This window comes from Burkholderia ambifaria AMMD (assembly GCF_000203915.1).
In the GTDB taxonomy this organism is placed as follows: Bacteria; Pseudomonadota; Gammaproteobacteria; order Burkholderiales; family Burkholderiaceae; genus Burkholderia; species Burkholderia ambifaria.
Window position 1 is genome coordinate 2,516,317 of the sequence record NC_008391.1, and the last position, 24,692, is coordinate 2,541,008.

Annotated in this window: 22 protein-coding genes; 17 read left to right on the forward strand and 5 right to left on the reverse strand. The window is 66.8% G+C overall.

All coding sequences use genetic code 11. From position 1 onward, the window contains the following. Positions 1–5: 5 nt before the first annotated feature. Positions 6–1,538 (reverse strand): GGDEF domain-containing protein, encoded by a 1,533-nt coding sequence (locus tag BAMB_RS27195; protein ID WP_011660370.1) that lies wholly within the window; start codon positions 1,536–1,538, stop codon positions 6–8. A 571-nt stretch (positions 1,539–2,109) separates the two neighbouring features. Here BAMB_RS27195 and BAMB_RS27200 point away from each other — a divergent pair. The 4 genes from BAMB_RS27200 (at position 2,110) to BAMB_RS27215 (ending at position 6,336) form a co-directional block, all read left to right on the forward strand. Beyond that, positions 2,110–3,645 (forward strand): amino acid permease, encoded by a 1,536-nt coding sequence (locus tag BAMB_RS27200; protein ID WP_041491602.1) that lies wholly within the window; start codon positions 2,110–2,112, stop codon positions 3,643–3,645. Between the two features lie 259 nt (positions 3,646–3,904). Continuing rightward, on the forward strand, positions 3,905–4,150 hold the full coding sequence (locus BAMB_RS27205; RefSeq protein ID WP_006761486.1) for a DUF3717 domain-containing protein: 246 nt from the start codon (positions 3,905–3,907) through the stop codon (positions 4,148–4,150). Between the two features lie 294 nt (positions 4,151–4,444). Beyond that, positions 4,445–5,362, forward strand: a complete 918-nt coding sequence (locus tag BAMB_RS27210; protein ID WP_011660372.1) for a LysR family transcriptional regulator — start codon at positions 4,445–4,447, stop codon at positions 5,360–5,362. A 116-nt stretch (positions 5,363–5,478) separates the two neighbouring features. Further along, positions 5,479–6,336: an alpha/beta fold hydrolase gene (locus tag BAMB_RS27215; protein ID WP_011660373.1), complete on the forward strand. Its 858-nt coding sequence runs from the start codon at positions 5,479–5,481 to the stop codon at positions 6,334–6,336. Between the two features lie 42 nt (positions 6,337–6,378). Here BAMB_RS27215 and BAMB_RS27220 read toward each other — a convergent pair whose 3' ends face one another. Together BAMB_RS27220 and BAMB_RS27225 are read right to left on the reverse strand one after the other, a co-directional pair. After that, positions 6,379–6,732: a hypothetical protein gene (locus tag BAMB_RS27220; RefSeq protein WP_012365480.1), complete on the reverse strand. Its 354-nt coding sequence runs from the start codon at positions 6,730–6,732 to the stop codon at positions 6,379–6,381. Between the two features lie 221 nt (positions 6,733–6,953). Next, a complete protein-coding gene (locus BAMB_RS27225; RefSeq protein WP_011660375.1) occupies positions 6,954–7,574 on the reverse strand; it encodes a TetR/AcrR family transcriptional regulator in 621 nt (206 codons plus the stop codon). Between the two features lie 94 nt (positions 7,575–7,668). On the opposite strand from BAMB_RS27225, the gene BAMB_RS27230 reads away from it, so the two are divergent. Continuing rightward, positions 7,669–8,916 carry a glycosyltransferase gene (locus BAMB_RS27230; RefSeq protein WP_011660376.1) on the forward strand — a complete coding sequence of 416 codons (1,248 nt, stop codon included), beginning with the start codon at positions 7,669–7,671 and terminating at the stop codon, positions 8,914–8,916. A gap of 16 nt (positions 8,917–8,932) precedes the next feature. Here the strand turns inward: BAMB_RS27230 and hutC are convergent, their stop codons facing one another. After that, complete coding sequence (hutC, locus tag BAMB_RS27235; RefSeq protein WP_006750813.1) at positions 8,933–9,628, reverse strand: histidine utilization repressor; 696 nt, start codon at positions 9,626–9,628, stop codon at positions 8,933–8,935. Positions 9,629–10,122: 494 nt separating this feature from the next. On the opposite strand from hutC, the gene BAMB_RS27240 reads away from it, so the two are divergent. The 10 genes from BAMB_RS27240 to BAMB_RS27280 all read left to right on the forward strand — a co-directional run bounded on the left by BAMB_RS27240 (position 10,123) and on the right by BAMB_RS27280 (position 19,621). Beyond that, on the forward strand, positions 10,123–10,896 hold the full coding sequence (locus BAMB_RS27240; protein ID WP_011660377.1) for an ABC transporter substrate-binding protein: 774 nt from the start codon (positions 10,123–10,125) through the stop codon (positions 10,894–10,896). Positions 10,897–10,962: 66 nt separating this feature from the next. Then, a complete protein-coding gene (locus tag BAMB_RS27245) occupies positions 10,963–11,652 on the forward strand; it encodes an ABC transporter permease (RefSeq protein WP_011660378.1) in 690 nt (229 codons plus the stop codon). Then, the gene (locus tag BAMB_RS27250) at positions 11,649–12,362 is read left to right on the forward strand and encodes an ABC transporter permease (RefSeq protein ID WP_011660379.1); all 714 of its coding nucleotides are present in this window, start codon (positions 11,649–11,651) and stop codon (positions 12,360–12,362) included. The genes BAMB_RS27245 and BAMB_RS27250 overlap by 4 nt, the downstream gene beginning before the upstream one ends. A gap of 18 nt (positions 12,363–12,380) precedes the next feature. Then, positions 12,381–13,148, forward strand: coding sequence for an ABC transporter ATP-binding protein (locus BAMB_RS27255; RefSeq protein WP_011660380.1), 768 nt, complete (start codon positions 12,381–12,383; stop codon positions 13,146–13,148). 319 nt (positions 13,149–13,467) lie between these two features. Next, complete coding sequence (locus BAMB_RS35610; RefSeq protein ID WP_166488190.1) at positions 13,468–13,605, forward strand: HHHH-motif protein; 138 nt, start codon at positions 13,468–13,470, stop codon at positions 13,603–13,605. A gap of 382 nt (positions 13,606–13,987) precedes the next feature. Beyond that, positions 13,988–15,226 (forward strand): Crp/Fnr family transcriptional regulator, encoded by a 1,239-nt coding sequence (locus BAMB_RS27260; protein ID WP_041491603.1) that lies wholly within the window; start codon positions 13,988–13,990, stop codon positions 15,224–15,226. A gap of 23 nt (positions 15,227–15,249) precedes the next feature. Then, positions 15,250–16,014: a flagellar motor protein gene (locus BAMB_RS27265; protein WP_011660383.1), complete on the forward strand. Its 765-nt coding sequence runs from the start codon at positions 15,250–15,252 to the stop codon at positions 16,012–16,014. Between the two features lie 18 nt (positions 16,015–16,032). Continuing rightward, a complete protein-coding gene (locus tag BAMB_RS27270) occupies positions 16,033–16,719 on the forward strand; it encodes an OmpA/MotB family protein (RefSeq protein ID WP_011660384.1) in 687 nt (228 codons plus the stop codon). Between the two features lie 149 nt (positions 16,720–16,868). Next, positions 16,869–18,731: a methyl-accepting chemotaxis protein gene (locus BAMB_RS27275; protein WP_011660385.1), complete on the forward strand. Its 1,863-nt coding sequence runs from the start codon at positions 16,869–16,871 to the stop codon at positions 18,729–18,731. A 101-nt stretch (positions 18,732–18,832) separates the two neighbouring features. Beyond that, positions 18,833–19,621, forward strand: coding sequence for a hypothetical protein (locus BAMB_RS27280; protein ID WP_041491604.1), 789 nt, complete (start codon positions 18,833–18,835; stop codon positions 19,619–19,621). Between the two features lie 82 nt (positions 19,622–19,703). On the opposite strand, the gene wecB is transcribed toward BAMB_RS27280, so the two are convergent. Beyond that, positions 19,704–20,921 carry a non-hydrolyzing UDP-N-acetylglucosamine 2-epimerase gene (gene wecB, locus BAMB_RS27285; protein ID WP_011660387.1) on the reverse strand — a complete coding sequence of 406 codons (1,218 nt, stop codon included), beginning with the start codon at positions 20,919–20,921 and terminating at the stop codon, positions 19,704–19,706. A 1,234-nt stretch (positions 20,922–22,155) separates the two neighbouring features. Here wecB and BAMB_RS27290 point away from each other — a divergent pair. Together BAMB_RS27290 and BAMB_RS27295 are read left to right on the forward strand one after the other, a co-directional pair. Then, entirely contained in the window at positions 22,156–23,685 is a 1,530-nt protein-coding gene (locus tag BAMB_RS27290; RefSeq protein ID WP_011660389.1) for a glycosyltransferase family 2 protein, read from the forward strand. A gap of 3 nt (positions 23,686–23,688) precedes the next feature. Further along, positions 23,689–24,684, forward strand: a complete 996-nt coding sequence (locus BAMB_RS27295; RefSeq protein WP_011660390.1) for a bactofilin family protein — start codon at positions 23,689–23,691, stop codon at positions 24,682–24,684. The last annotated feature ends 8 nt before the right edge of the window (positions 24,685–24,692 follow it).

The window sequence follows — 24,692 nt, forward strand, 5'->3', positions numbered from 1 at the left end:
CCGCGTCACGCGTCGGCCGTGCTCGCCTCGGCATCGGACACGCGATTGCGGCCGCCGGACTTCGCGCGGTACAGCGCCTCGTCGGCCTGCCGCAGCAGCGCCGCGGCGTTCACGCGCCCGCCGGTGGCGGTCGCGGTGCCGATGCTCGTCGTCACGTGCCCGTACGGGCTGCGGCCGTGCGCGATGTCGAGCCCGGCGATCGCGCGGCGGATCGTCTCGGCGACGGTCGCCGCGCCCCGCGCATCGGTGTCGGGCAGCGTGACGACGAATTCCTCGCCGCCGTAGCGCGCGACGTGGTCGCTGTCGCGACGCAGGCAGCGCGACGCGGATTGCGCGACACGGCGCAGCACGTCGTCGCCGGCGAGGTGGCCGTAGTAGTCGTTGAACGCCTTGAAATGATCGACGTCGACGAACAGCACCGACAGCGGGCGGCCGCTGCGCGACGCGCGCTGCGCTTCCTTCGCGAGCACCGCGTCGAAGGTGCCGCGGTTGTCGAGGCCGGTCAGCGAATCGGTGTGCGCGAGCCGGTACAGCTTCGACTCGGCGATCTGCCGGCGCCTGAGTTCGCGCGACAGCGCGAGCGAGCCCCACGCGATGAACGCGGTGAACAGGCCCATCAGCACGGCGGTCCAGATCGCGCGATGGCGCCACGATGCGTAGATGTCGATCTCGGCGGGCGCGACGTCGACGAGCAGCGGCAGATTCGCGAGATGCTTGTAAACATAGATACGGCGCACGCCGTCGATCGCGCCGACGCCCGTGAGCGCGCCTTCGCTGCGGCGCTGCGACTCGATGAAGAGCGGCGAGTCGTGCAGATCGAGGCCGACCACGCGCGCGTCGTACGGCAGGCGGGACACGAGCGCGCCGTTGTCTTCGATCACCGCGGCGCTGCCGTGCCTGCCGACGGCGATCCCGTCAAGCAGCGCGCGGAAGTAGTCGATGTTCAGCGTGCCGACGACGATCCCGCCGAACGTGCCGTCGGCCTTGACGATCCGGCGGCTGAGCGCGATCGTCAGTGCGCCGCCGCGCAGCCGGGACGCATAGGGCCGGCTGATGTAGAGGCCCGGCGCAAGCCGGTCACGATGCACGGTGAAATAGTCGCGATCGGCGAAATTGCCTGGCCGCGGCGGCGATGTGGCCGAATCGATCACGATATTGCCGTGCGGGTCCATCACGAAAATGGCGCCGAGATACGCGCCGGTCGCGGCGCGGTCGAACAGCAGCCGGTGACGCTGGCGCGGCGGCAATGCCATCAGTTCCGGATCAGAGAGACCGTCGACCACGTTTTGTAGTGACAGATCATAAAGTTCGATATTGCGTGAAATATCGCGCTCGATCAGCAGCATCAGATTGCGCGCATTTTCGACCGCATGGCCGTACGCGTCGTTGCGTGCCTCGATTAAAAGCGACGTCGAAAATCCCCAGCTGAGCAGCAACAGCACGATGCCCGCGACGAGTACGCCGCGGGGCGACAGAATGCGGGCCACGGCCGACACGGTATGGCGGCGCAGCGTAGCAGGCAGCGGGTATGAATTCATCCTCGGGGGCGGCAGGCGGCGGATATTGGTGTGTCGGGGGGTCCGCGCGCTGAATATTTCGAATTAACCCGTATTATCTCGCGAAATCTTGAAGCTGGCCGCGCGATGCAAAACATGCTGCGCAAACTACCGGGTTTCAGGCGGTTACGCATCATTACTGCATGGCTCGGGGCCGATTTTGATTTGAATCAATCGTCAGTCCGTAACATTTTGTCTGATTATTACGGTGTATGTCGATTGATTTGTCGCTTTAATGCGAGATCGGCATAGGAGGCGAAGTCGATTACCGGTGGCTTGGGTTGGAATGACGGATAACCGGTCGGCGAATAGGCGTTTCGCCGCCTGCGCGGCCGCGTGCGGCGGGTGGCCGCTCGTGCGCCGTCCAACCCGTTGATTCCGTGGGCGTTCGGACCCGAGCGATCCCGATGACGAATCAGGTAGAATCCGCGCTTCGCCGCAGGCGCCCGCCGCGCAACGCGTATCGGGGCCGCATCGAATGCATCGCAGGCGGCGCCCCCGATCCCGCTTGCGCCGGCTCCGGATGCCGGCCCGCTCAACGTTCGTCTCGTTTATGTCCGCACTTCCGAATTCCGACCCATCCGGTTCGCCCGCGAACCCACCCAAGCTTCATCGCGCGCTGAAGGCGCGCCATCTGACGATGATCGCCATCGGCGGCTCGATCGGCACGGGCCTGTTCGTCGCGTCCGGCGCGTCGATTTCGCAAGCCGGCCCCGGCGGCGCGATGGTCGCGTACATGCTGATCGGCCTGATGGTCTACTTCCTGATGACGAGCCTCGGCGAAATGGCCGCGTTCATGCCGGTGTCGGGCTCGTTCGCGACCTACGGCGCGAAATACGTCGACGAAGGCTTCGGCTTCGCGCTCGGCTGGAACTACTGGTACAACTGGGCGGTGACGATCGCGGTCGAACTCGTTGCCGCGCAGCTCGTGATGCACTACTGGTTCCCGGACGTGCCGGGCGTCTGGTGGAGCGCCGCGTTCCTCGCCGTGATGTTCCTGCTCAACGCGCTGACCGTTCGCGGCTTTGGCGAAGCCGAATACTGGTTCGCGCTGATCAAGGTCGTCACGGTGGTCGCGTTCATCGGCGTCGGCCTGCTGATGATCTTCGGCATTCTGAAGGGCGCGCCGGGCAACGGCTGGGGCAACCTGACGATCGGCGACGCGCCATTCGCGGGCGGCCTGCCGGCGCTGATGGGCGTCGCGATGATCGCGGGCTTCTCGTTCCAGGGCACCGAGCTGATCGGCGTCGCGGCCGGCGAATCGGAGAACCCGCGCACGACGATCCCGCGCGCGGTGCGCCAGGTGTTCTGGCGCATCCTGCTGTTCTACGTGCTCGCGATCTTCGTGATCGGCGTGCTGATTCCCTATACCGACCCGAGCCTGCTGAAGAGCGACGTGACCGACATCGGCGTGAGCCCGTTCACGCTCGTATTCCGCCACGCGGGCCTCGCGTTCGCGGCCGGCGTGATGAACGCGGTGATCCTGACGGCCGTGCTGTCGGCCGGCAACTCGGGCATGTACGCGTCGACGCGGATGCTCTACAACCTCGCGACGGAAGGCCGTGCGCCGAAGCTGTTCGCGAAGCTGTCGCCGGGCGGCGTGCCGCGCAATGCGCTGTACGCGACCACCGCCGTCGGCGCGCTGTGTTTCTTCACGTCGCTGTACGGCGACAAGACGGTGTACCTGTGGCTGTTGAACACGTCGGGCATGACCGGTTTCATCGCGTGGCTCGGCATCGCGATCAGCCACTACCGGTTCCGCAAGGGCTACGTGAAGCAGGGCTACGCGGTCGACCAGCTGCCGTACCAGTCGAAATGGTTTCCGTTCGGGCCGCTGTTCGCGTTCGTGCTGTGTCTCGTGATCGCGCTGGGGCAGGACTATCAGGCGTTCCTCGCGAACCGGATCGACTGGGCGAGCGTGGCCGCGACCTACGTCGGCATCCCGCTGTTCCTCGTCGTCTGGCTCGGCTACCGGTTCCTGAACAAGAGCCGCTTCGTGCGCTACGAAGACATGGAAATCGCGCCATGGGTGGCCGCGAACCGCGGCGCGCAGACGCAGCGCGTGGCGAACCGCGAAACCGCGGGCTGATAGCGGTGCGGCAGGGCCGCGCGAGATGCGATGAAACGGGAAGCCGCGCGCTTCCCGTTTTTTTTGTCGGCTTTCCCCTGCACGGGGTCAAAGCCGGTTATATTTCCCGACCCTACCGGGCCACGGCCCGGCCGGCGCGACGAGCGCGGCGCGGATCGGGCATCCGGCGCGCGCCTGTTGCGGCGGCCGGCGGCGCCCGGCGATTCAATCGTTCCGCCGCGGCCGGCACGGCCCGCGGAGCGGCAACCCAGAGGAATTCATGAGCGCATCACCCGCCGAGCGGAAGGCCGGACCCGTTTCCATCGTGCGAATCGAAGCCGCGATCAATGCGTGGCGCGAAGTGTATCCGCCGGCGCCGGACGGCGAGGACGGCTACGCGCTCGACGCCGGCAGCAACTGCCTGGCCGAGCTGTACGGCGCGATGATTTGCTATCGGCTGCCGGACGTGCCGCTCGATTCGCTGAGCGACGCGCAGCGCGATGCGCTGTACGCAACCGAGGCGTGACGCGCGGCCGGGACGATGCCGCGACGCGGCGTCGATGAACGAACGGGAAGCCTCGCGGCTTCCCGTTTTGCTTTGCGCGGTGCGCGACGCGCGCGTGCGGGCGCGACGCTGCTCGCGCCGGTCGCGGCACGCTGTGAGGTATCGTCATGGCATCGGGATCAGGCGAGCACGGGGTGACCGGCGTGGGCGACCAGCGTGGGCGACCAGCGTGGGCGACCAGCGTGGGCGACCGGCGCGGGACGCATCCGCGCGGGGCCGAATGAACGTCCGTGGCCTGTCCGGGAGGGTTCGAACATGGAGTTGAGACACCTCCGCTACTTCGTCGCGGTTGCCGAGGAGCGGAATTTCACGCGTGCGGCCGAGCGCCTGCACATCGCGCAGCCGCCGCTCAGCCGGCAGATCCAGCAGCTCGAGGAGGCGCTCGGCGTACCGCTGTTCGAGCGCAGCGCGCGGCCGCTGAAGCTGACCGACGCGGGACGCTTCTTCTATTCGCACGCGGTGCAATTGCTCGCGCAGACGACCGAGCTCGAATCGATGACCAAGCGGGTCGGCAAGATCGAGCGCAGCATGTCGGTCGGTTTCGTCGGCTCGACGCTGTACGGGATGCTGCCGAAGATCATCCGGCGCTTTCGCAGCGAGTATCCGGCCGTCGAGCTGAGCCTGCACGAGATGTCGACGATGGACCAGATCAAGGCGCTGAAGGAAGGGCGTATCGACGTCGGGTTCGGGCGCATCCGTCACGAGGATCCAAGCGTGCGGCGCGTCGTGCTGCGCGAGGAACGGATGATCGTCGCGCTGCCGGTCGGTCACGTGCTCGATGGCGCGAAGCCCGTGCTGTCGCTGCACGATCTCGTAAACGACACGCTGATCATCTTTCCGAAGGCGCCGCGGCCGAGCTATGCGGACCAGGTGCTCGCGGCATTCCACGATCGCGCGCTGCAGCCGCGGCGCATCTACGAGACGCGCGAGCTGCAGATCGCGCTCGGGCTCGTCGCGATGGGCGAGGGCGTGTCGGTCGTGCCGCACAGCGTGTACGGCCTGAAGCGCGACGACATCAGCTACAAGCCGCTCGACGATCCGAACCTCGTGTCGCCGATCATCATGAGCATGCGGATGCTCGACGAATCGGAGGACATCCGCGCGATGCAGGCGCTGATCTACCGGCTCTACGACGAGGCGCAGATGGAGTATCTGCCGCCGCAACCCGAATGAGCGTGCGGGCGGTGGGGGCTTGCTTGACGCCGCGCGCGTCGCCGGGCCACCATCGTCGGCATTCGATGCGGCACGCCCGCGTGCGGCCGCCTTCATGCAGACGACGACATACACACATGACTGACATCGTGACCGAGGAGACCTGGGTCGAGACGCCGCAAGGGCGTCTCTTCGCGAAGCGCTGGCGCGGTGCGCCTGCGGGGGAAACGGCCGCGCCTGAGCCGGCCGCACCTACGCCGGCCACACCTACGCCGGTCGCACCTAAGCCGGCCGCACCGATCGTGCTGCTGCACGATTCGCTCGGCTGCGTCGAACTATGGCGCGACTTCCCCGCCCGGCTCGCGCGCGCCACCGGCCGCGACGTGATCGCGTACGACCGGCTCGGCTTCGGCCGGTCCGATCGTCATCCGGGGCAGCTCGCCGCGACGTTCGTGCGCGACGAGGCTGGTCACGGATTCCATGCGCTGCTCGAACGATTCGGCATCGATGCGTTCGTCGCGTTCGGACACAGCGTCGGCGGCGGGATGGCGGTCGGGTGCGCGGCCGCGTATCCGGCGCGTTGCCGCGCGCTGGTGACGGTCGCCGCGCAGGCGTTCGTCGAGGATCGCACGCGCGACGGCATTCGCGACGCGGCGCAGCAGTTCGACGCGCCCGGCCAGCTCGACCGGCTCGCGCGCTATCACGGCGAGAAAGCCGAATGGGTGCTGCGTGCGTGGGTCGACACGTGGCTGTCGCCGGCGTTTCGCGGCTGGAGCCTCGACGACGAACTGCCGCGCGTGCGCTGCGCGACGCTCGCGATTCACGGCGAGCAGGACGAATACGGGTCGGACGTGCATCCGAAGCGGATCGCCGCGCGCGTCGCGGGGCCGTCGACGTTCCTGCTGCTCGACGGATGCGGGCACATGCCGCATCGCGAGCGGCCCGACGACGTACTCGCGGCGGTGGCGACGTTGCTGCGCGACGCGCCTGCCTGAACGTACCAACCTATGTGACCGGCGGGGCGAACCCGCCGGCGCTCAGAACGCCAGCTGGATCGCGAGATCGATCGCGAGCAGAGCGATCGAGCAGCCGATGCCGAGGACCACGTTCGGCAGGCGGTGCTCGAAATCGCGATGGTCGCGGCGCATCGCGGCGCCAAGCAGGAAGATCGCCTCGACGACGATCTGCAGCCCGACGAACAGCAGCATCAGCAGATACTCGTAACCCATCTGCTTGAACGCGGCGAATTGCATCCCGTGATCGCGGATCCACTGGCCGACGCGCAGCAGTTCGTAGACGAACAGCAAGGCGGGAAACAGGTAGCTGATGAAATACGTCGGCGCGGTGGCGTGCCGTAGCTCGAGGTGGAAGTGCTGATGTGTCGTAGCCATCACGAAGCCCTCCTTGCAATGCATGATTGCGGATGCGACGGCCGCGCGGCGACGTGCGGACTAGGGGATTGCCCGATGTATCGGGCGCGGCCGTACGACACCAGCATACTGCCGCGCGGGAAATTTGGCATCCCGTCTGATCATTCGTTGTAAAAACCCCTGCGCGTCGGGCGTCGCGCGGCGCCCGCGCAATCAGCGCGGTATCCGACCGCGGCGGCCGCTCACGGCTTCGCTTGCGCGCCCTCGACGAACAGCTTCGCGACTGACTGGAATTCCCGTTTCAGCGACAACCCCGGCACCGTCAGCCAGCGCAGCATCGCCGCGAGATACAGGTGATGGAACCACGTGGCGAGCTGGTCGGCCGCCAGCGCCGGGTTCAGCTCGCCGGCCTGCTGGCCGGCCGCGATCAGCTGCTGCCACACGAGCGCGATGTCGCTGCCGTGCTCCGTCGCACCTTCCGCTTGCACTGCCCCGATGCTCAGGAATCGATGCCGCAGGTATGCGAGCAGATACACCGGATGCTGTTCGCACCACGCGGCCGACGCATCGAGCATGCAGGCGATTCGCGACGCGAAGCTTTTCCGTCTTGCGACGTCGCGCTCGAGATGGGCGAGGTCGCGCGCGAGTTCGCCTTCGAGCCAGTGCGCAAGCACGGCTTCCTTCGTCGGGAAGTGGTTGTAGAGCGTTCGTTTCGCGACGTCGGCCTGCGCGGCGATCTGCTCCATCGTGACGGCGTCGTAGCCGTGCGCATCGAACAGGCGTGCGCCGGTGGCGGCGAGGTGCGTGAGCATCTGGATGCGCTTGCGCGCGCGGCGGCCCGGATCGTCGGTCGTCATCGGCATGGCTCGGGGTTGACGGAAAGTGTACGAATTGCATTAGTATACGACGTGCACTTTTTTGAATCCACTCGTTCTCGCCGTGCACGAGGAGTCACGCATGAAACTCGTCATTGCCACCTACGGCACCGAAGGTGACACGCGCCCGCTCGCGGCGCTGGGTTGCGCGCTGATGGCGGCCGGCCATGAGGTCCGGTTGCTGGCCGACGCCGCGACGCTCGGTTCGGCCGCCACGCTCGGCGTGCCGTGCGCGCCGTTGACCGGCGATATCCGCGCGGCGATCGCGCCGGATGGCGCGTTGGCCGATGCGGTGCGCGGGCGCGGCGGCTTCAACGACACGTCGAAGGCGCTCGCGGCGATCGCGAATGCGAATGCGAACACGGAAGCGTGGATGCGCGAAGTCGCGGATGCGTCGGCCGGTTGCGATGCGATCCTCGTGTCGGGGCTGGCGTCGTTCGTCGGGCTGTCGGTCGCCGAGTATCGCGGCGTGCCGGCAATCGGCGCGGGGATGATCCCGATCACGCCGACCGCGGCGTTCGCGTCACCGTTCCTGCCGCCCGGCAAGGTGCCGCGCCGGCTGAATCGCGCCAGCCATCGGTTCGTGAACGCGCTGCTGTGGCAGGCATTCAGGAAGGCGACCAATGCGGCGCGCGCCAGCGTGTGCGGATTGCCGCCGCGCCGGCGCGTATGGACCGATCATCCGATGCTGTACGGCGTGTCGCCCGTGCTGCTCGCCGAGCCGGCCGACTGGCCGCCGAATGTGCTGGCATGCGGTCAGTGGCGTATCGACGCGCCGGCGTGGACGCCGCCGCCCGCTCTCTCGGCCTTTCTGGAAGCGGGCGATCGGCCCGTGTATATCGGCTTCGGCAGCATGGCCGGGTTCGACCGCGCCGCGATGGTCGACGCGCTGGTGCAAGCGCTCGACGGCCGGCGTGCGCTGTTCCAGCCGGGCTGGAGCGGCATCGATGCGTCGATGCTGCCCGCGCACGTGTGCGTGATCGGCGACACGCCGCACGACTGGTTGTTTCCGCAAGTATCGATGGCGATCCACCACGGCGGATCGGGCACCACGCATTCGGCCGCGCGGGCGGGCATTGCGTCGGTCGTCGTGCCGTTCGCCGGCGATCAGTTCTTCTGGGCGAACCGGCTGCAGCGGCTCGGTGTGGCCGACGCGCCGGTGGCCGGGCGCCGCGTGCGCGCCGCCGGGCTCGCACGCGCGATCGCGTTCGCGGCGCGGGCCGACACGCAGGCGCGCGCCGCTGAACTCGGTGCGCGGCTCGGGCAGGAGGACGGGTTGCGTGTCGCGGTCGACGCGATCGAACGCTGCGCGCGTCGCGGCGCGCAATGAACGCGCGAGCCGCGCGTCAGAAATGCCCGGTGAACCGGTAGCGGCTGCCCGGGTGCCATAGATTCGCGACCGACGCGACCATCCCCTGCGACCACGTGCGCCGATGCAGCAGCAGGCAAGGCTCGCGTTCGTCCATCGTCAGGTGGCGGCGCGTCGGCGCATCGGGCATCGCGGCCTCGATCCGGTATTCGACCCGCTGTAGCGGCGCGACGCGCGTCAGGTACTGGTTCGGCGTCGTCGTCGTGAAGTCCTGCAACGCGTATTCGGGCGCGCAGGCCGGATTGACCCAGCGTTCCTCGAGCTGCACGGGTGTGTCGTTTTCGAAGTGCAGCACGCGCGAATGGAAGATCGGGTTGCCGGTGTCGAGCCGCAGCTCGTCGGCAAGCTGCGCGTCGGCGATGGCCGCGCCCACCTCCAGCACCTGTGCCCGATACGCATGGCCGCGCGCGGCGACTTCATCCGAGATGCTGCGGATCGCGACCAACGTCGATTCGTATTTCGGCGACGCGACGTACGTGCCGGAGCCGCGCGTGCGCGTGAGCACCTGCTCGGCCGTCAGCTCGCGCAGCGCGCGGTTGACCGTCATCCGCGCGACGTTGAATTCGCGCGCGAGCTCGTTCTCCGACGGCACCTGGTCGCCTTCCGCCCACTCGCCCGCGTGGATGCGCGCGAGGATGAAGTCCTTGATTTCCTGATAGATCGGTGTGGTCATGGGGTTGCTGTTCAAGTGACGGCGGCCGCGTGCCGTCGCAGTCCGGCCTTCGTGCGAGGCCCGGCGGAGTGTACCGGGTTCGTTGCGGGATCCGCCCGGCCATCGACGCATGATCCCCATTATTTCGGCACATATCCACACGGGAAATCGCGCACAGGCGTGATTCCGGCGAACGTCGCGCACGAGGCGCGCGCGCACGGCAAACGGAAAAGTATAGACAAATGCGCGTGCGGCCGAGAAGCACGGACTCGTCGCATGAAAGCTCCGTTACAGCCGGACGTAAGCATAATCGATTGAAATATAAGGGAATCTGATGCTCAGGCGGCGCTTTTCACGCAACTAGAGATAAACACGGATTGCCCGGGGGCCCCTGCAAAAGGCAAAGTTGTATGTACAACTTGGAGCGCCGTCTAGATGGCGACCTCCCGGTTGGAAGGGTTCGCGGCGGCGACGCCCGACGGGCCCGTGCCCAGTTCGCCTATGACAGGAACGCCATGAAGAAACTCGCCCTCAGTATTGCCCTCGCCTGTATCGCGGTGGGTGCCCACGCCAAGGATTGGTCGACGATCCGGTTCGGCGTCGACGCCAGCTATCCGCCATTCGAATCGAAGGACGCAAGCGGCAAGGTCGTCGGCTTCGACGTCGATCTCGGCAACGAAATCTGCGCGCGCCTGAAGGCGAAATGCGTGTGGATCGAGAACGACTTCGACGGGATGATCCCGGCGCTGAAGGCGAAGAAGTTCGACGGCGTGCTGTCGTCGATGTCGATGACGCCGGCGCGCGCCGAACAGATCGCGTTCTCCGACAAGCTGTTCAACACGCCGACGCGGCTCGTCTCGAAGAAGGGCGCGCACCTGCAGCCGACGGCCGAATCGCTGAAGGGCAAGTCGGTCGGCGTCGAGCAGGGCACGATCCAGGAAACCTACGCGAAGGCCTACTGGGCGCCGAAGGGCGTGCAGATCGTGTCTTACCAGAACCAGGACGGCGTGTACCAGGACCTGATGTCCGGCCGCCTCGATGCCGCGCTGCAGGACGCGGTGCAGGCCGACCTCGGCTTCCTGAAGACGCCGCGCGGCGCGAACTTCGAATTCGCGGGCAAGGACATCGACGATCCGAAGACCCTCGGCAACGGCGCGGGCATCGGCCTGCGCAAGGACGACGCCGACCTGAAGGCGAAGATCGACCACGCGATCGCCGACATCATCAAGGACGGCACGTACAAGAAGCTCGAGAAGAAGTACTTCGCATTCGACGTCTACGGCGGCTGACGCCTTCGCGGCGCACGCGGCTCCGGCCGCGCTGCGCCGCCCGTCTTTCTGGATGGATACGCTGACATGATTTTCCAGGGATTTGGCCCGCTGCTGTGGGCCGGCACGGTGGAAACCGTGAAGCTGGCGGTGCTGTCGCTCGCCGCGTCGCTCGTGCTGGGGCTGGTCGGTGCGAGCGCGAAACTGTCGACGAACCGCGCGCTCAAGGCGCTCGGCACGTTCTATACGACACTGATTCGCGCGGTGCCCGATCTCGTGCTGATGCTGCTGCTGTTTTACGGGATCCAGATCCTGCTGAACATGGCGACCGACGCGCTCGGCTGGGATCAGATCGACATCGATCCATTCGTCGCCGGGGTCATCACGCTCGGCTTCATCTACGGCGCGTACTTCACCGAGACGTTCCGCGGTGCGTTCCTCGCGGTGCCGCGCGGCCAGCTCGAAGCGGGCTTCGCGTACGGGATGAGCGGCTGGCGCGTGTTCCACCGGATCCTGTTCCCGCAGATGATGCGCTTCGCGCTGCCGGGCATCGGCAACAACTGGCAGGTGCTCGTGAAGGCCACCGCGCTGGTGTCGATCATCGGCCTCGCCGATGTCGTGAAGGCGTCGCAGGACGCCGGCAAGAGCACGCTCGATTTCTTCTTCTTCACGCTCGCGGCGGGCGCGATCTACCTCGCGATCACGACGGTGTCGAACGTCGTGCTGCACCATCTCGAGAAGCGTTATTCCGTCGGCGTCCGGAGGCTCGCACTGTGATCGAACTCATCGGCCAGTACTGGCAAAACTATCTCTACACCGACGGCTACCGCTTCAGCGGCCTCGCGATCACGCTGTGGCTGCTGGTCGTGTCGATCGCGTTCGGCTTCGCGCTGGCCGTGCCGCTCGCGATCGCGCGCGCGTCGTCGAACCGCTGGATTTCCGGCCCGGTGTGGCTCTATACGTACGTGTTCCGCGGCACGCCGCTCTACGTGCAGCTGTTGATGTGCTACACGGGCATCTACAGCCTGCAGGTCGTGCACGACCACGTGCTGCTCGACACGTTCTTCCGCAACGCGATGAACTGCACGCTGCTCGCGTTCGTGCTGAACGAATGCGCGTACGCGACCGAGATCTTCGCGGGCGCGATCAAGGCCACGTCGGCCGGCGAGATCGAGGCCGGGATGGCGTACGGGATGTCGCGCTTCAAGCTCTATACGCGCATCATCCTGCCGTCCGCGCTGCGCCGCTCGCTGCCCAGCTACAGCAACGAAGTGATCCTGATGCTGCACGCGACGACGCTCGCGTTCACCGCGACCGTGCCCGACATCCTGAAGGTCACGCGCGACGTCAACTCCGCGACGTACATGTCGTTCCAGGCCTACGGCATCGCGGCCGTGCTGTACGCCATCGTCGTGTTCACGCTCATCTGGGCGTTCCGCAAGCTCGAGACGCGCTGGCTGGCGTACCTCTCGCCGCGCGGCCATTAATGCAAGGAAGGATCAAGCATGTACAAGCTCACCGTTGATAACCTCCACAAGAAGTTCGGCGACAACGAGGTGTTGAAGGGCGTGTCGATGAAGGCGAAGGCCGGCGACGTGATCAGCATCATCGGCTCGAGCGGCTCCGGCAAGAGCACGTTCCTGCGCTGCATCAACTTCCTCGAGCAGCCGTGCTCGGGGCAGATCACGATCGGCAGCGAGCCGATCGAGACCACGCGCGACCGCAACGGCTCGCTGCGCGTGGCCAACCAGAAGCAGCTGCAGCGGATGCGCACGAAGCTTGCGATGGTGTTCCAGCACTTCAACCTGTGGTCGCACATGACGGTGCTCGAGAACGTGATCGAGGCGCCGATGGCCGTGCTCGGAATCGGCAAGGGCGAAGCGGTCGAGCGTGCGCGCCAGTATCTGGAGAAGGTCGGTCTCGCGCCGCGTGTCGAGGGCATGTATCCGTCGCATTTGTCGGGCGGCCAGCAGCAGCGTGTCGCGATCGCGCGTGCGCTCGCGATGGAGCCCGAGGTGATGCTGTTCGACGAGCCGACTTCAGCGCTCGATCCGGAACTCGTCGGCGAAGTGCTGAAGGTGATGCAGAAGCTGGCCGAGGAAGGTCGCACGATGGTCGTCGTCACGCACGAGATGGGCTTCGCGCGCAACGTGTCGAATCATGTGATCTTCCTGCATCAGGGGAAGATCGAGGAAGAGGGCGATCCGCAGGAGATTCTCGTCAATCCGAAGAGCGAGCGGCTCGGGCAGTTCCTGTCGGGGCGGTTGAAGTAAGTCGCGAGATCGCGTGCCGCGCCACGCGGTGGTTTTTCGTATCGGTTCTCATTGCCTGTCGGCGCGATCGGTCATCGCGCCGTTTCTCTTCCTGACCCTTCTTCTCGCGTACGTTCGCCCGTTCCGGCCGCGTCGCTTCATTCGAAGTCCAGACTGTTGTGGTGATGAAAGCTTCGAAAGCATGCGGGTGCACAGCCGCCTTCGAGCGGCCGATGTCAAAGATCGTCAATTGCGGGCAGGTGCGGTGCACGGAGATCGGGTGATCGGCGTTAAGCAGATACCAGCCGGATCACCGGCTGACCTATCCCGGAGAATGTCCATGAACCGCATCGCGAAGATCCTGACGGCCACCGCACTGGCTTGTGCCGTTCTCGTGCCGGCCCTTGCCGAAGCGCACTCGCACCGCGTGTGCCATTTCAATTACCACCACCATCGCGTGTGCCACTGGGTGCACTAAGCAGGGTTTTCCCGGCGCCGCTCCGGGAAGGCGAAGACGAAGGGCTTCCATCCGTCGCACGGCAAGGCCTGCTCGTAAGCGGCTGCGCGAGTCCGTCTCGCGCATTGCCCGAAAGTGGTTTGCCGCGCATCACGCCCCGCCGTTTCGGCGGGGCGTTTTTTATTTGGGCTTCGATTCGGCTGCGCGGATCGGGGGCGCAATGGATTTTCCGCGCGCGCCGATCCGCAAACGTTTCACCTTGATTTACGTCGGAAAAGAGTACGAATTCGCTAAAGGATGCCCGCGCCGATGACGTTAAAACGGGCACGGGGACGACTGTCGATGGCATGCATGCGACATGCGACGTGCAGTCCGAAATAACCAGCGCAGCAGGGGAATCGACTTGAACCGTCAGCAATCATGGACGCGCACGGCCGCGCCCGGCGAGATCATCTACTCGGAGGGCTTCGCCGGCGAGCCCGTCATCTTTCTGATCGCCGACGGCAAGGTCGAGCTGTCGACGCGCTGCGAAGACAAGCGCGTCGTCGTCGCGACGCTCGGGCGCGGCGAGTTCTTCGGCGAATCGGCGCTGCTCGCCGCCGAGCCTCGCGCGCATACCGCGAAAGCGCTGTCGTTCTGTCAGCTCACGGTCGTGCCGGCCGCGGTGCTCGACGAAGAGATCGAGCACGTGTCCGCGCTGCTTCGTCATGTCGTGCGCACGATGATCCGGCGCGTGAAGCGCAAGGACGACCAGCTCGCGACCTATACGCACGCCGACTTCATGCCGGGGGTGCTGTCGTATGCGCATGTGCTGTCGCTGATGGCGGGCGCCGACACGCGCGGCTCCGACGACGCGTGGTCGCGCCGGCCGATGCAGGCGCATGCGGCGGAAACGTCGGTGCCGCTCGCGGACGTGATCCGCCGCTGTCGCGCGATCGCCGGCCATTCGCGCCCGCACGTGCTCGCGATGCTGCACCGCATGGAGAAGCTCAATCTGGTCACGATCGAAGCCGCGCAGGCCGAGCATGCCGGTAGCGCGGGCGATTACGCGGGTTCGTCGGATGCGCGCCAGGTCGTCACGTTCGATGCTGCGCGCGTGATCGATCGCGCGCAGCAGGTCGCCGATCACGATCTCGACCTGTCGATCAACAGCGAGCTGGAGCTGATCGAGCTGGCCGACCTGGAGGCGCTGATCGGCGTCGACCGGAAGCTGCTGCTCAACAAGCTGTCGCACGGTGAAATCGCCGACGAGGTGTTCGCGTTCCGCAAGTCGAAGGTGCTCGGCTACGTCGAGCAGAAAGGCGTCGCGTATTTCTCGCGCCGCAGCCCGCGCGCCGGCGGCGACGTGCGCGCGCTCGAGGACATCGTGTGGATCGATCAGCGCACGCTGTTCGACGTGATCAGCGCATTCGACACGTACGATCTCGCGAAGCTGATCGCGAGCCTCGATGATCGCGCGGTGGCCGACAAGCTGTTCTCGGTGATGACGGAAGCGCGGCGCAACGAGGTGTCGTGGGTGATGCGTCGCGAGTTGAAGCTCGATCCGATCGAGATCGAGGAGATCGGGCAGCGCGTGCTCGATGCCGTGCGTGTCGCCAAGGCGCCGGCGCCGTCCGCGCCCCTGGCTGCATCCGACGCGTAACACTCGACCCGACGGAGACGCATATGGACCTGTTGACCCTGGCCGGCGTGATACTCGGCGGCGCGGCCATCGTATTCGGCTTCGCGCTGGAGGGCGGCCACTTCTCGATGCTGTTCCAGTTCGAGGCGCTCGTCATCGTGCTCGGCGGCACGCTCGGCGCGGTGATGATCCAGAACACGTGGGCGCGCTTCTTCGATGCGGTGAAGCAGTTGCGGCTCGCGTTCGTGCGCGCGCAGGAAGTCGATCGCAAGCACCTGACCGACCTGCTGGAGTGGGGCGATCGCGCGAAGCTCGACGGCTTGCTCGCGTTCGAATCGATGGACGTGAGCGGCATTCATCCGTTCGCGCGGCGCGGGCTGGAACTGCTCGCGAACGGCGTGTCGACCGCCGTGCTCGAGGACGCGCTGCACCGCGAGCTCGACGCGTACGAGCGCAGCCGGCTCGCGGCCGCACGCGTGTGGCATCAGGCCGGCGGCTATGCGCCGACGTTCGGTATTCTCGGCTCGGTGCTCGGGCTGGTGCAGGTGACGAGCCACATTCTCGAACCGGCGCAGCTCGGGCCCGGCATCGCGGTCGCGTTCATCGCGACGCTCTACGGCCTCGCGTTCGCGAACCTCGTGTTCCTGCCGCTCTACGGCAAGCTGCGCGCGCAGATCGATAGCGAGCTGCGGTTTCGCAAGCTGTATCTCGACGGCTTGCTCGCGATCTCGCGCAAGGAGTCGCCGCATACGATCGAAACGCGACTGACCGGCGACGTGCGTGGCCGCGCGGCGGAGTCGCTCGCATGACGCATCGGGAGCTTCGACATGACGGCGCGAACTGACGGCGCGCGCGCGGCTTCGGCCGCGGCCGCCCGCGACGACGATGAAGCGGAAGGCACGCAGTCCGGACGCTGGCTGATTTCCTACGCGGATCTCATCACGACGCTGATGGTGTTGTTTCTCGCGCTGTACGTGCTGCAGCTCGCGAAATACAACGCGCTCGATGCGCGCTATCAGACGCTCGCGCGGCACGACGGCGGTGCGTCAAGCGTGATGGCGGCCGCACCTGCGACACCCGAGCGCGCGCCCGCATGGCTGACGTCGCTCGATGCGCTGAAGACGAACGGCCGCATCTCGCTCGTACGCGCGCCGCACGGTATCGAGATCGGCATCGATGCGAAGATCCTGTTCAACGTCGGCGATGCGCGCCTGCTGCCCGACGCGACGCCGGTGCTGAGTGAGATCGCGCGCGCGTTGAGCGAGCATGCGACCGGCGACATCCTCGTCGAGGGGCATACCGACAGCGCGCCGATCGCGAACGCGAAATACGAATCGAACTGGGAGCTGTCATCCGCGCGGGCGGGCAGCGTCGTGCGCTATCTGGCCGAGCGCGGCGTCGCGCCCCACCGGCTCGCGGCGATCGGGCGAGCCGACACGCAGCCGCTCGTCGCCGGCGACGATGCGCCCGCGCGGGCGCGCAATCGCCGCGTGACGATCTTCGTCGCATATTGATCGCGCGACGCTCGACGGGCACGCCACGCCCACCCGTCGACGCCATATCGGATCCCGCATGACGGACATGTGAAATCGACGATGCGATTTCGCGTGCGCCTGCCGATAACCCAAGCTGGCTCAGACCGAGCGGTTATCGAGGGTTCCCCATGCATTTCTGGCGCAAGCTGTCCATTCAGAACAAGCTGATTCTCAGCATGACGAGTTGCCTGCTCGTGTTCGTCGCGATCTCGAGCGGGTTGAGCGTCCGCCTGATCGGTCACGCGGTGCGCGATCGCGTCGTCCGCGAAGAGTTGCCGACGGCCGTCAGCGGCATTCGCGCCGACGTGCAGCGGCAGATGGCCGGGCCGATCGCCGCGTCGCGCCTGCTCGCGCGCGATGCGTTCCTGCTGCAATGGGAAGCCGACGGCGAGCCCGACGCCGGCACGCGCAACTGGATCCAGCTTGCGAAGAACGTGAAGGACGAGCAGAAGGCGGCGTCCGTGCAGTGGGTGTCGGTGAAGAGCGGCAACTACTACAACGAAGGCGGCCTGCAGCGCAAGGTCACCGACGAGGATCGGTGGCTGACGAACTTCCTCGCATCCGGCAAGGCCTTCGACGTGAACATGGATCGCGAAGTCACGCTCGGCGGCTACATGATGTTCATCAACAGCCGCGTGGAGCTCGACGGCACGCCGATCGGCGCGGCCAGCATGAGCCTGTCCGTCGATGCGCTTGCGAAGGGCATCGCCGCGTACCGGATCGGCGACACCGGGTTCGCGTACCTCGTGCGGCCGGACGGCGCGTTCATGATGCATCGCGATACGTCGCTGATCGACGGCAAGCACTTCCTGAAGGACGAAGCGGGCCTGCCCGGCGACGCGGCGTCGACGCTGCTGGCCGGCAAACCGTATGCATACCTGAGCTACGACGGCGACGGCGGTGCGCGCTTCATCGCGACGTCGTTCATTCCGGAGCTGAATGCGTATGTAGTCGTCGAAGTGCCGCAGGCCGAACTGCTTGGCCCGGTGACACGCGCGATTCGCAGCGCGGCGCTGGTCGCCGCGGTGGTGGGCCTCGGCGTCGCGCTGGTCGTGATCTGGCTGGTCGGGCGCGCGATCGCCGCGCCGATCCGCCGCGCGGCGACGCTGCTGTCCGAGATCGCGAGCGGCCAGGGCGACCTGACGCGCCGGATGACGGTCGAGAGCGAGGACGAGATCGGGCAGTTGTCGGACGCGTTCAACCGCTTCGTGTCGTCGTTGTCGACGCTCGTGCACCGGATTCGCGCGGCGTCCGCGTCGATCGCGACCGGCTCCGCGCAGATCGCGTCGGGCAACGCGGATCTCAGTGAGCGCACCGAAGGACAGTCGAGCAACCTCGAGCGCACGGCTTCGTCGATGGAGGAAATCACGGCGGTCGTGCGCAACAACACCGAAACCGCGACCACGGCCGCGAAGCTGATCACCGGCGCATCCGATACGGCGTCGCGCGGCGGGCAGGTCGTCGGCGAAGTCGTGTCCACGATGGAGCAGATCAGCGATGCGTCGCAACGAATCTCCGAGATCATCGTGATGATCGACAGCATCTCGTTCCAGACGAACATCCTCGCGCTGAATGCCGCGGTCGAGGCGGCACGGGCTGGCGAACAGGGGCGCGGGTTCGCGGTCGTCGCCGCGGAAGTGCGGAATCTCGCGCAGCGCAGTGCGCAGGCGGCGAAGGAGATCAAGGCGCTGATCGAGCACAGCGCGGGCACGGTGAACACCGGGTCGCGGCTCGTCAGCGAGGCCGGCAAGGTGATGCGCGATGTCGTGTCGCAGGTGCAGGGCGTCAGCGCGATGATGAGCGAGATCGCCGAGGCGAGCCTGGAGCAGAGCGCGGGCATCGACCAGATCGGCGACGCGGTGCAGTCGCTCGATCAGATGACGCAGCAGAATGCGGCGCTGGTCGAGGAGAGCGCGGCGGCCGCTGAGAGCCTGAAGCAACAGGCGGCGGAACTGACGCGACTGGTATCGGCGTTCAAGGTCGACGAATGAAGCCTGCGCGACGTTAGAATGAAGCGTTTCTGAGGGACGGCTGCCGCGGGATGACGGCAGCCGTTTTCGCTGTCGGCGCGGGGTTCGGTAACGTCAAAAAAATGAAGCGCATATCAAGACTGAAGGTCGGGGCGGGGGTGGTGGTGGTCGCGGCGCTGCTCGCCGTAGTCGGGGCGAAGGTGATCGCATCGCCGGCGCAGTCGTATCTTGCCTATCGGAGCAAGGCAGCGGCGACCGTCGCGGCGGCGCGCATCGAGGATCGGGCGGCCCTCGACAAGCAGTACACGGCCGACGTGAATGCACGGCTCGCGAAGCTGATCGGCACGGTCCGCGCGAGAGGGTTTGCCGCGAAGGCGGAGGGCACCGTGCAGAGTGTCGGCCCTGTCGACGGAATGCCCTCGGGGCCGGACGGGTTGTCCTTCAAGTCGGACGACGGCAAGACGAATCTCGTCGTGACGACGGTTGCGCTGCTGAAGGCGTGGGCGAGTACCGCGGATGCGGGCATCAAGCCGACCGACGACGTCGCCGCGATGTTCGACAATGAAACGCTTTACACGAATGTGTTCGGCGACGACGCCGCGGCGTTTCGCTTCGCCGAAGTGCCCGTCAAGCGGCAGCCGGCCGACGGCGTCGTGAAGGCGTTGCTGCTCGGCGAAAGCCAGGACGGCGTGCCGGACGGGCCGAACACGCTGGCCGTGTCGGTGCGGCAGGGCCAACGGGTGTACATCCTGTGGAAGAGCGTGACGCTGCGCCCGATCGCGGCATGCAGTGCGGCGCGCGTGCCCGAGGATGCGCGGCAGGCGTGTTTCGCCAAACAGGTGGCGTCCCAGCGGATTTACCCGCGGCTGATCGCGCAGGCGCAATCGATGGCCGACGCGGTGGCCCGATAGTGGACGGCAGCGACGGGCAATAGGCAACGGGCAACGACACGCACGCGTCGCCGCCCGTCGGGATGCCGTCGGACGATGGCGCTCAAGGCGAGCGCAACGCCTGCAACCCCAGCGCGAGCGCGTTGAACGGCATCTCCGCGGCGCCCATCGAAAAGCTCGTCGCGTTCGCGCTCGCTCCCGGCATATGCATCAGCGCGTGAACGATCCGCTCGCTCGCATGGCCGTCGCCATACGGATTGCTCGCGCGCGCCATTTCCTCATACGCGCTCTCGCTGTCGAACAGCCGTGACGCTTCCCAGATGATCCGTTCCTGATCCGTGCCGACGAGCCGTGCGGTGCCGGCCTGGATCGCTTCGGGGCGCTCGGTCGTCTCGCGCGTGACGAGCACCGGTTTGCCGAGCGCCGGCCCTTCCTCCTGGATGCCGCCAGAATCCGTGATGATGAAATGCGCGCGTGACATCAGGAATACGAACGAAAGATATTCCTGCGGATCGATCAGGTAAATGTTCGGCACGTCGCCGAGTAGCGCGCGCGCCGGCTCCCGCACGTTCGGATTCATGTGCAGCGGATAGACGAACTGCGCATCGCGATAGCGGTTCGCGAGCGCGCCGAGCGCGTTGCAGAAATGCCGGAACGGCTCGCCGAAGCTCTCGCGGCGATGGCCGGTGATCAGCACGACGCGACGCGACGGCTCGAGAAACGGAAAGTGCGCGGCGACGGTATCGTTGAGCTCGGCATTGTGATCGAGCATCCGTTTGACGTCGTGCAGCGCGTCGATCACGGTGTTGCCGGTCATCACGACCGCGCCCACCGGGATGCCTTCGCTGAACAGGTTGTCGCGCGCCTGGCCGGTTGGCGCGAAATGCCATGACGACACAGCGTCGGTCACGCGGCGATTCAGTTCCTCGGGCCATGGCGACCAGATGTCGCCGCTGCGCAGACCGGCTTCCACGTGACCGACCGGCAGGTAGCGATAGAACGCGGCGAGACTCACGGCCAGCGTCGTCGTCGTATCGCCGTGCACCAGGACGACGTCCGGATGGAAGTCCTCGAAAACGACGCCGATCGCCTGCAGAATGCCGGTCGTCACGTCGGTCAGCGTCTGGCTCTGACGCATCAGATTGAGATCGTAGTCGGGCTTGATGCCGAACAACGTGAGGACCTGATCCAGCATTTCCCGATGCTGGGCGGTGACGCATACCCGGGCGTCGACATCCCTGCGCGCCTTGAGTGCGCGCACGAGCGGCGCCATCTTGATGGCTTCCGGCCGAGTCCCGAACACAAGCAAGATCTTTTTCATCGTTATCCTCGTTGAGCTTCTTCGCACCGTACGACCCGGTACCTGGCGCCAAGCAGGGTGGCTGGCGAACCGTCCCGTGCCCGCACGCGGTCGCGCCGACCGGCGCCGGCCGCGCGACATGCGGCGGCGGTGCGGGCGAGCGCGCCGCTTCTATCCGCGCGGTCTGCGCCACGCAATCGTCGGACTACGCCCTTTACCTTGGATCTCGTCGATCACGTCATGAGCGTTCCTCGCTGTATCGATCGTCACGTCTTCCGTCACACCTTTCGCACTGCCACGCGATGGCGCACCCGGCGGGTGTCCCTGCGTTCGATACAGCAATATTCAAACCAGCCGCCCTCCGGAATGGTCCGGATCGCGGGGCCCGCGCGGTTCGTCAAGGAACGTTTCACAACTGCTACGGACGCCCCATCGGCGGGCGGTCGCGACGCAGATAAACGGGCGGCCGCGCGTGCGATCGGCCCGCTCGCATCATTCGGCGAACAGCGATGGGTGCCGTGCATCGGTGGGCGGTCGAACGTCACGCATCCTTCGAAGCGCATTGAATCGCTTCGATATGCGAATTTTGTCTGGGCAATGAACGCAGCGTCATCGCGCTTCCGATTCCGGTCGCGCATGCGTGATTTCGCCGCCGTGGGGCAGCGCCGGCGTCGTTCGGGCTGACAGGTTGGAAATGTTGCGTATCTGTAACGCGCGGCCGGAATGACGCGGCCGCATCGTGTCGCGCCCATCAGTGGCGCACCGCGGCGGGCGCCGCGCACGCTTGCCGCCCACGGCGCATGCCACGGCGATTCGCGATCGGTTGCGTCCGTGAGCCGCGTCGCGCAAGGCGACACGCGCGCGATGAGCAGACGATTCGCCGCCGGATGCGTACGCGGCGCGAGTCCGGGCCGCGCGTATCGCCGAAAAGCTGATTCGCAGATGAATCAAAAACTCCGCCCGCGGCCCCGACCGCGCGCGCCGCTTGCTGGCTAGCCCTTGCCGCACGCGGCACGGCGGCCGATGGCTCGCCGCTTGCTTGTTCTGGCCGGACAGGCGCGTTCCGACGTGTTGCTACGACAGCGGACGGAGCGCCACAGCAGCGAATCCGGAAAGCGGCACACCACGCTCGTCCTGCGCGGAAGAAGGCCGCGCATGCGCGACGAACGTGCAGCCGCTTCCCATTGACATCCGCGCGACTCACGGCCCGGGCTCCAACGCTCGGCGGCCGCCGTCGCCGGCACGGGGGCAGGACATGAAGAACCGTCGGTCGGTGTCGCTCTGCATCGAAGGCATTCTGCTGTTGATCGTGCTGGCCTGCTCGCTGGCCGTGCGCGACACCGCCACGCGGCCGGCGGCCTCAGCGGTGCGCGTCGGCATGTCGGTGGCCGATGCGGCCGAGCACGGCGTGCGCGATGCCGCGCCGCTCGCGGTGCGCGAGTCGACCGATGCGAACGCGCTGCTCCAAACGACGCGGGCCGACGACGCGCCAATCACGTTCGATCCCGACACGCTGCTGATGCCGGGCGTCGCGTACCTGTGGCTGTTCACGCTGCTGACCTGCGTCTACGCCGCGCGGCATTACGTATTCAGTCTCGACCGCCTGTTCAAGCCGCAGCACGCGCCTTATCAGACGATTACCCACGGCGAATGGCCGCGGCTCACGGTGTTCGTCACCGCGCACAACGAGGAGGCCGTCGTCGTCGATTGCCTGATGGCGTTGCTCGCGACGACCTATCCGCGTGACCGGCTGACGATCATTCCGGTCAACGACCGTTCGACCGACAACACGCGTGCGCTGATCGACGAGGTGCAGGCGCTGGCGCCCGATCTCGTCAAGCCGTTTCACCGCGAGAGCGGCAAGCCGGGCAAGGCCGCCGCGCTGAAGGACGCGCTGCGTTTCATCCGCGGCGACATCATGGTGGTGTTCGACGCCGACTACCTGCCGCGCCCCGGGCTGCTGAAGGAGCTCGTCGCGCCGTTCTTCGATCCGGAAGTCGGCGCGGTAATGGGCCGCGTCGTGCCGCAGAACGCCGACAGCAACCTGCTCGCACGGTTGCTCGATCTCGAGCGCGCGGGCGGCTACCAGGTCAACCAGCAAGCGCGCAACAACCTGAACCTGGTGCCGCAATACGGCGGCACCGTCGGCGGGATCCGCAAGAGCGCGCTCGATGCGGTCGGCGGCTGGTGCGACGACACGCTCGCCGAGGATACCGACATGACCTATCGCCTGCTGTTGAGCGACTGGCGCACGGTCTACCTGAATCACGCCGAATGCTATGAGGAAGTGCCCGAGCGCTGGGCGGTGCGCGCGCGCCAACTGACGCGCTGGGCGAAGGGCCATAACCAGACGCTGCTGCGCTATCTCGGCCCGGTGTTGCGCAATCCGCTGCTGTCGCGGCGCTGCCGGCTCGACGGCGCGCTGCTGCTCGGCGTGTTCCTGATGCCCGCGCTGCTCGCGATCGCATGGGCGACCGCGATCACGCTCTATCTGCTCAACGGCGTCAACTCGACGGCGCTCGGCCTGCTCGTGTCGCTGTTCGCGCTGTTCGGCTTCAGCACCTTCGGCAATTTCGGCGTGTTCTTCGAGATCGTCGTCGCCGCCCGGCTCGACGGTCGCGCGACCCGCCTGCGGCTCGTGCCCGTCAACGTGGTCGGCTTTTGCGTGACGATTGCGGCGGTGGTGTCCGCGCTGTGGGGGCTCGCGCTCGACGTCGCCTTGCGCCGCGAACTGAAATGGGACAAGACCGAGCGCTTTCGCCGGCAACTGAAACCGGGGCGATGAACGATGACGACCTTCAATGTGATGGTGCCGGTGGCCGGGGTGCTCAGCCTGCCGTTCCTGCCGTTGCTGCATGAACTGATCCGGCGCAGCGACGTCGCGGCGCTGCCGATCGGCGACGGACCGTTCGTCGACCAGGCGCTGCTCGCCGCGCGCTGGCACGATGCGCTGCGCATGCACGCCGACGATGCGCCGCCAGCCGATCCGTCCGCCGCGCCGCCATGGCACGCGCTGGGGCTGCTGGTGCGGCATGACGAAGAGATTCGCGTGTTGCGTCACGAGCATTGCGACGACGTGCTGTACGCGGATCGCGCGATCACGCTCGACGGCGGCGCGCGGGCCGCGTATGCGTTCGCCGAGCAGCGCATCGACATTCACGCGGGCGCGACGATCGGCATGCTCGCGCACGCATCGCACATCGACGTCGAAAGCGCGGTGCTGCGCGGCGTCGTGGTCGGCGGGACGATGTACCTGCACGGCGCGGGCGGCTTCGTGTGCCTGTACGGCGAGCCGATCGTGTTCGGCAAGGCCCCGGAGCTGCCGGCAGCCGATACGGCCGGCGCGCCGCGCCGCGCGGTCTCGCTGACGCGCCACTTCGCGAAGCTGCCGTATCGCTACGTGCATGGCCGCTACCTGCTGCCCTGCGATGTGCGTCTGCCCGCGCACACGGTCGTGCAGGGCAACCTCGTGGTGGACGGCACGCTGGTGCTCGGCGACGGCTGCGTGCTGCGCGGCAGCGTCAAGGCGCATCGCGTCGAGCTCGAACGCCACGCATTCCTGCACGGCGCGGTGTTCGCGCGGGACGACGTGCTGCTCGCGAGCGGCAGCTGCATCGACGGGGTCGTGTCCGCCGGTGGCCTGCTGCGCCTGACCGGCGGGCGCATCGGCGCCCCCGGCCATCCCGTCAGCGCTTGCGCACGCGACGTCTCGGTCATCGGTCATGCCTGCGTGCACGGCGACCTCGTCGCCTGCCGCAGCGGCTGGTTCCACGCATCCCGTTAAGGAGCGCC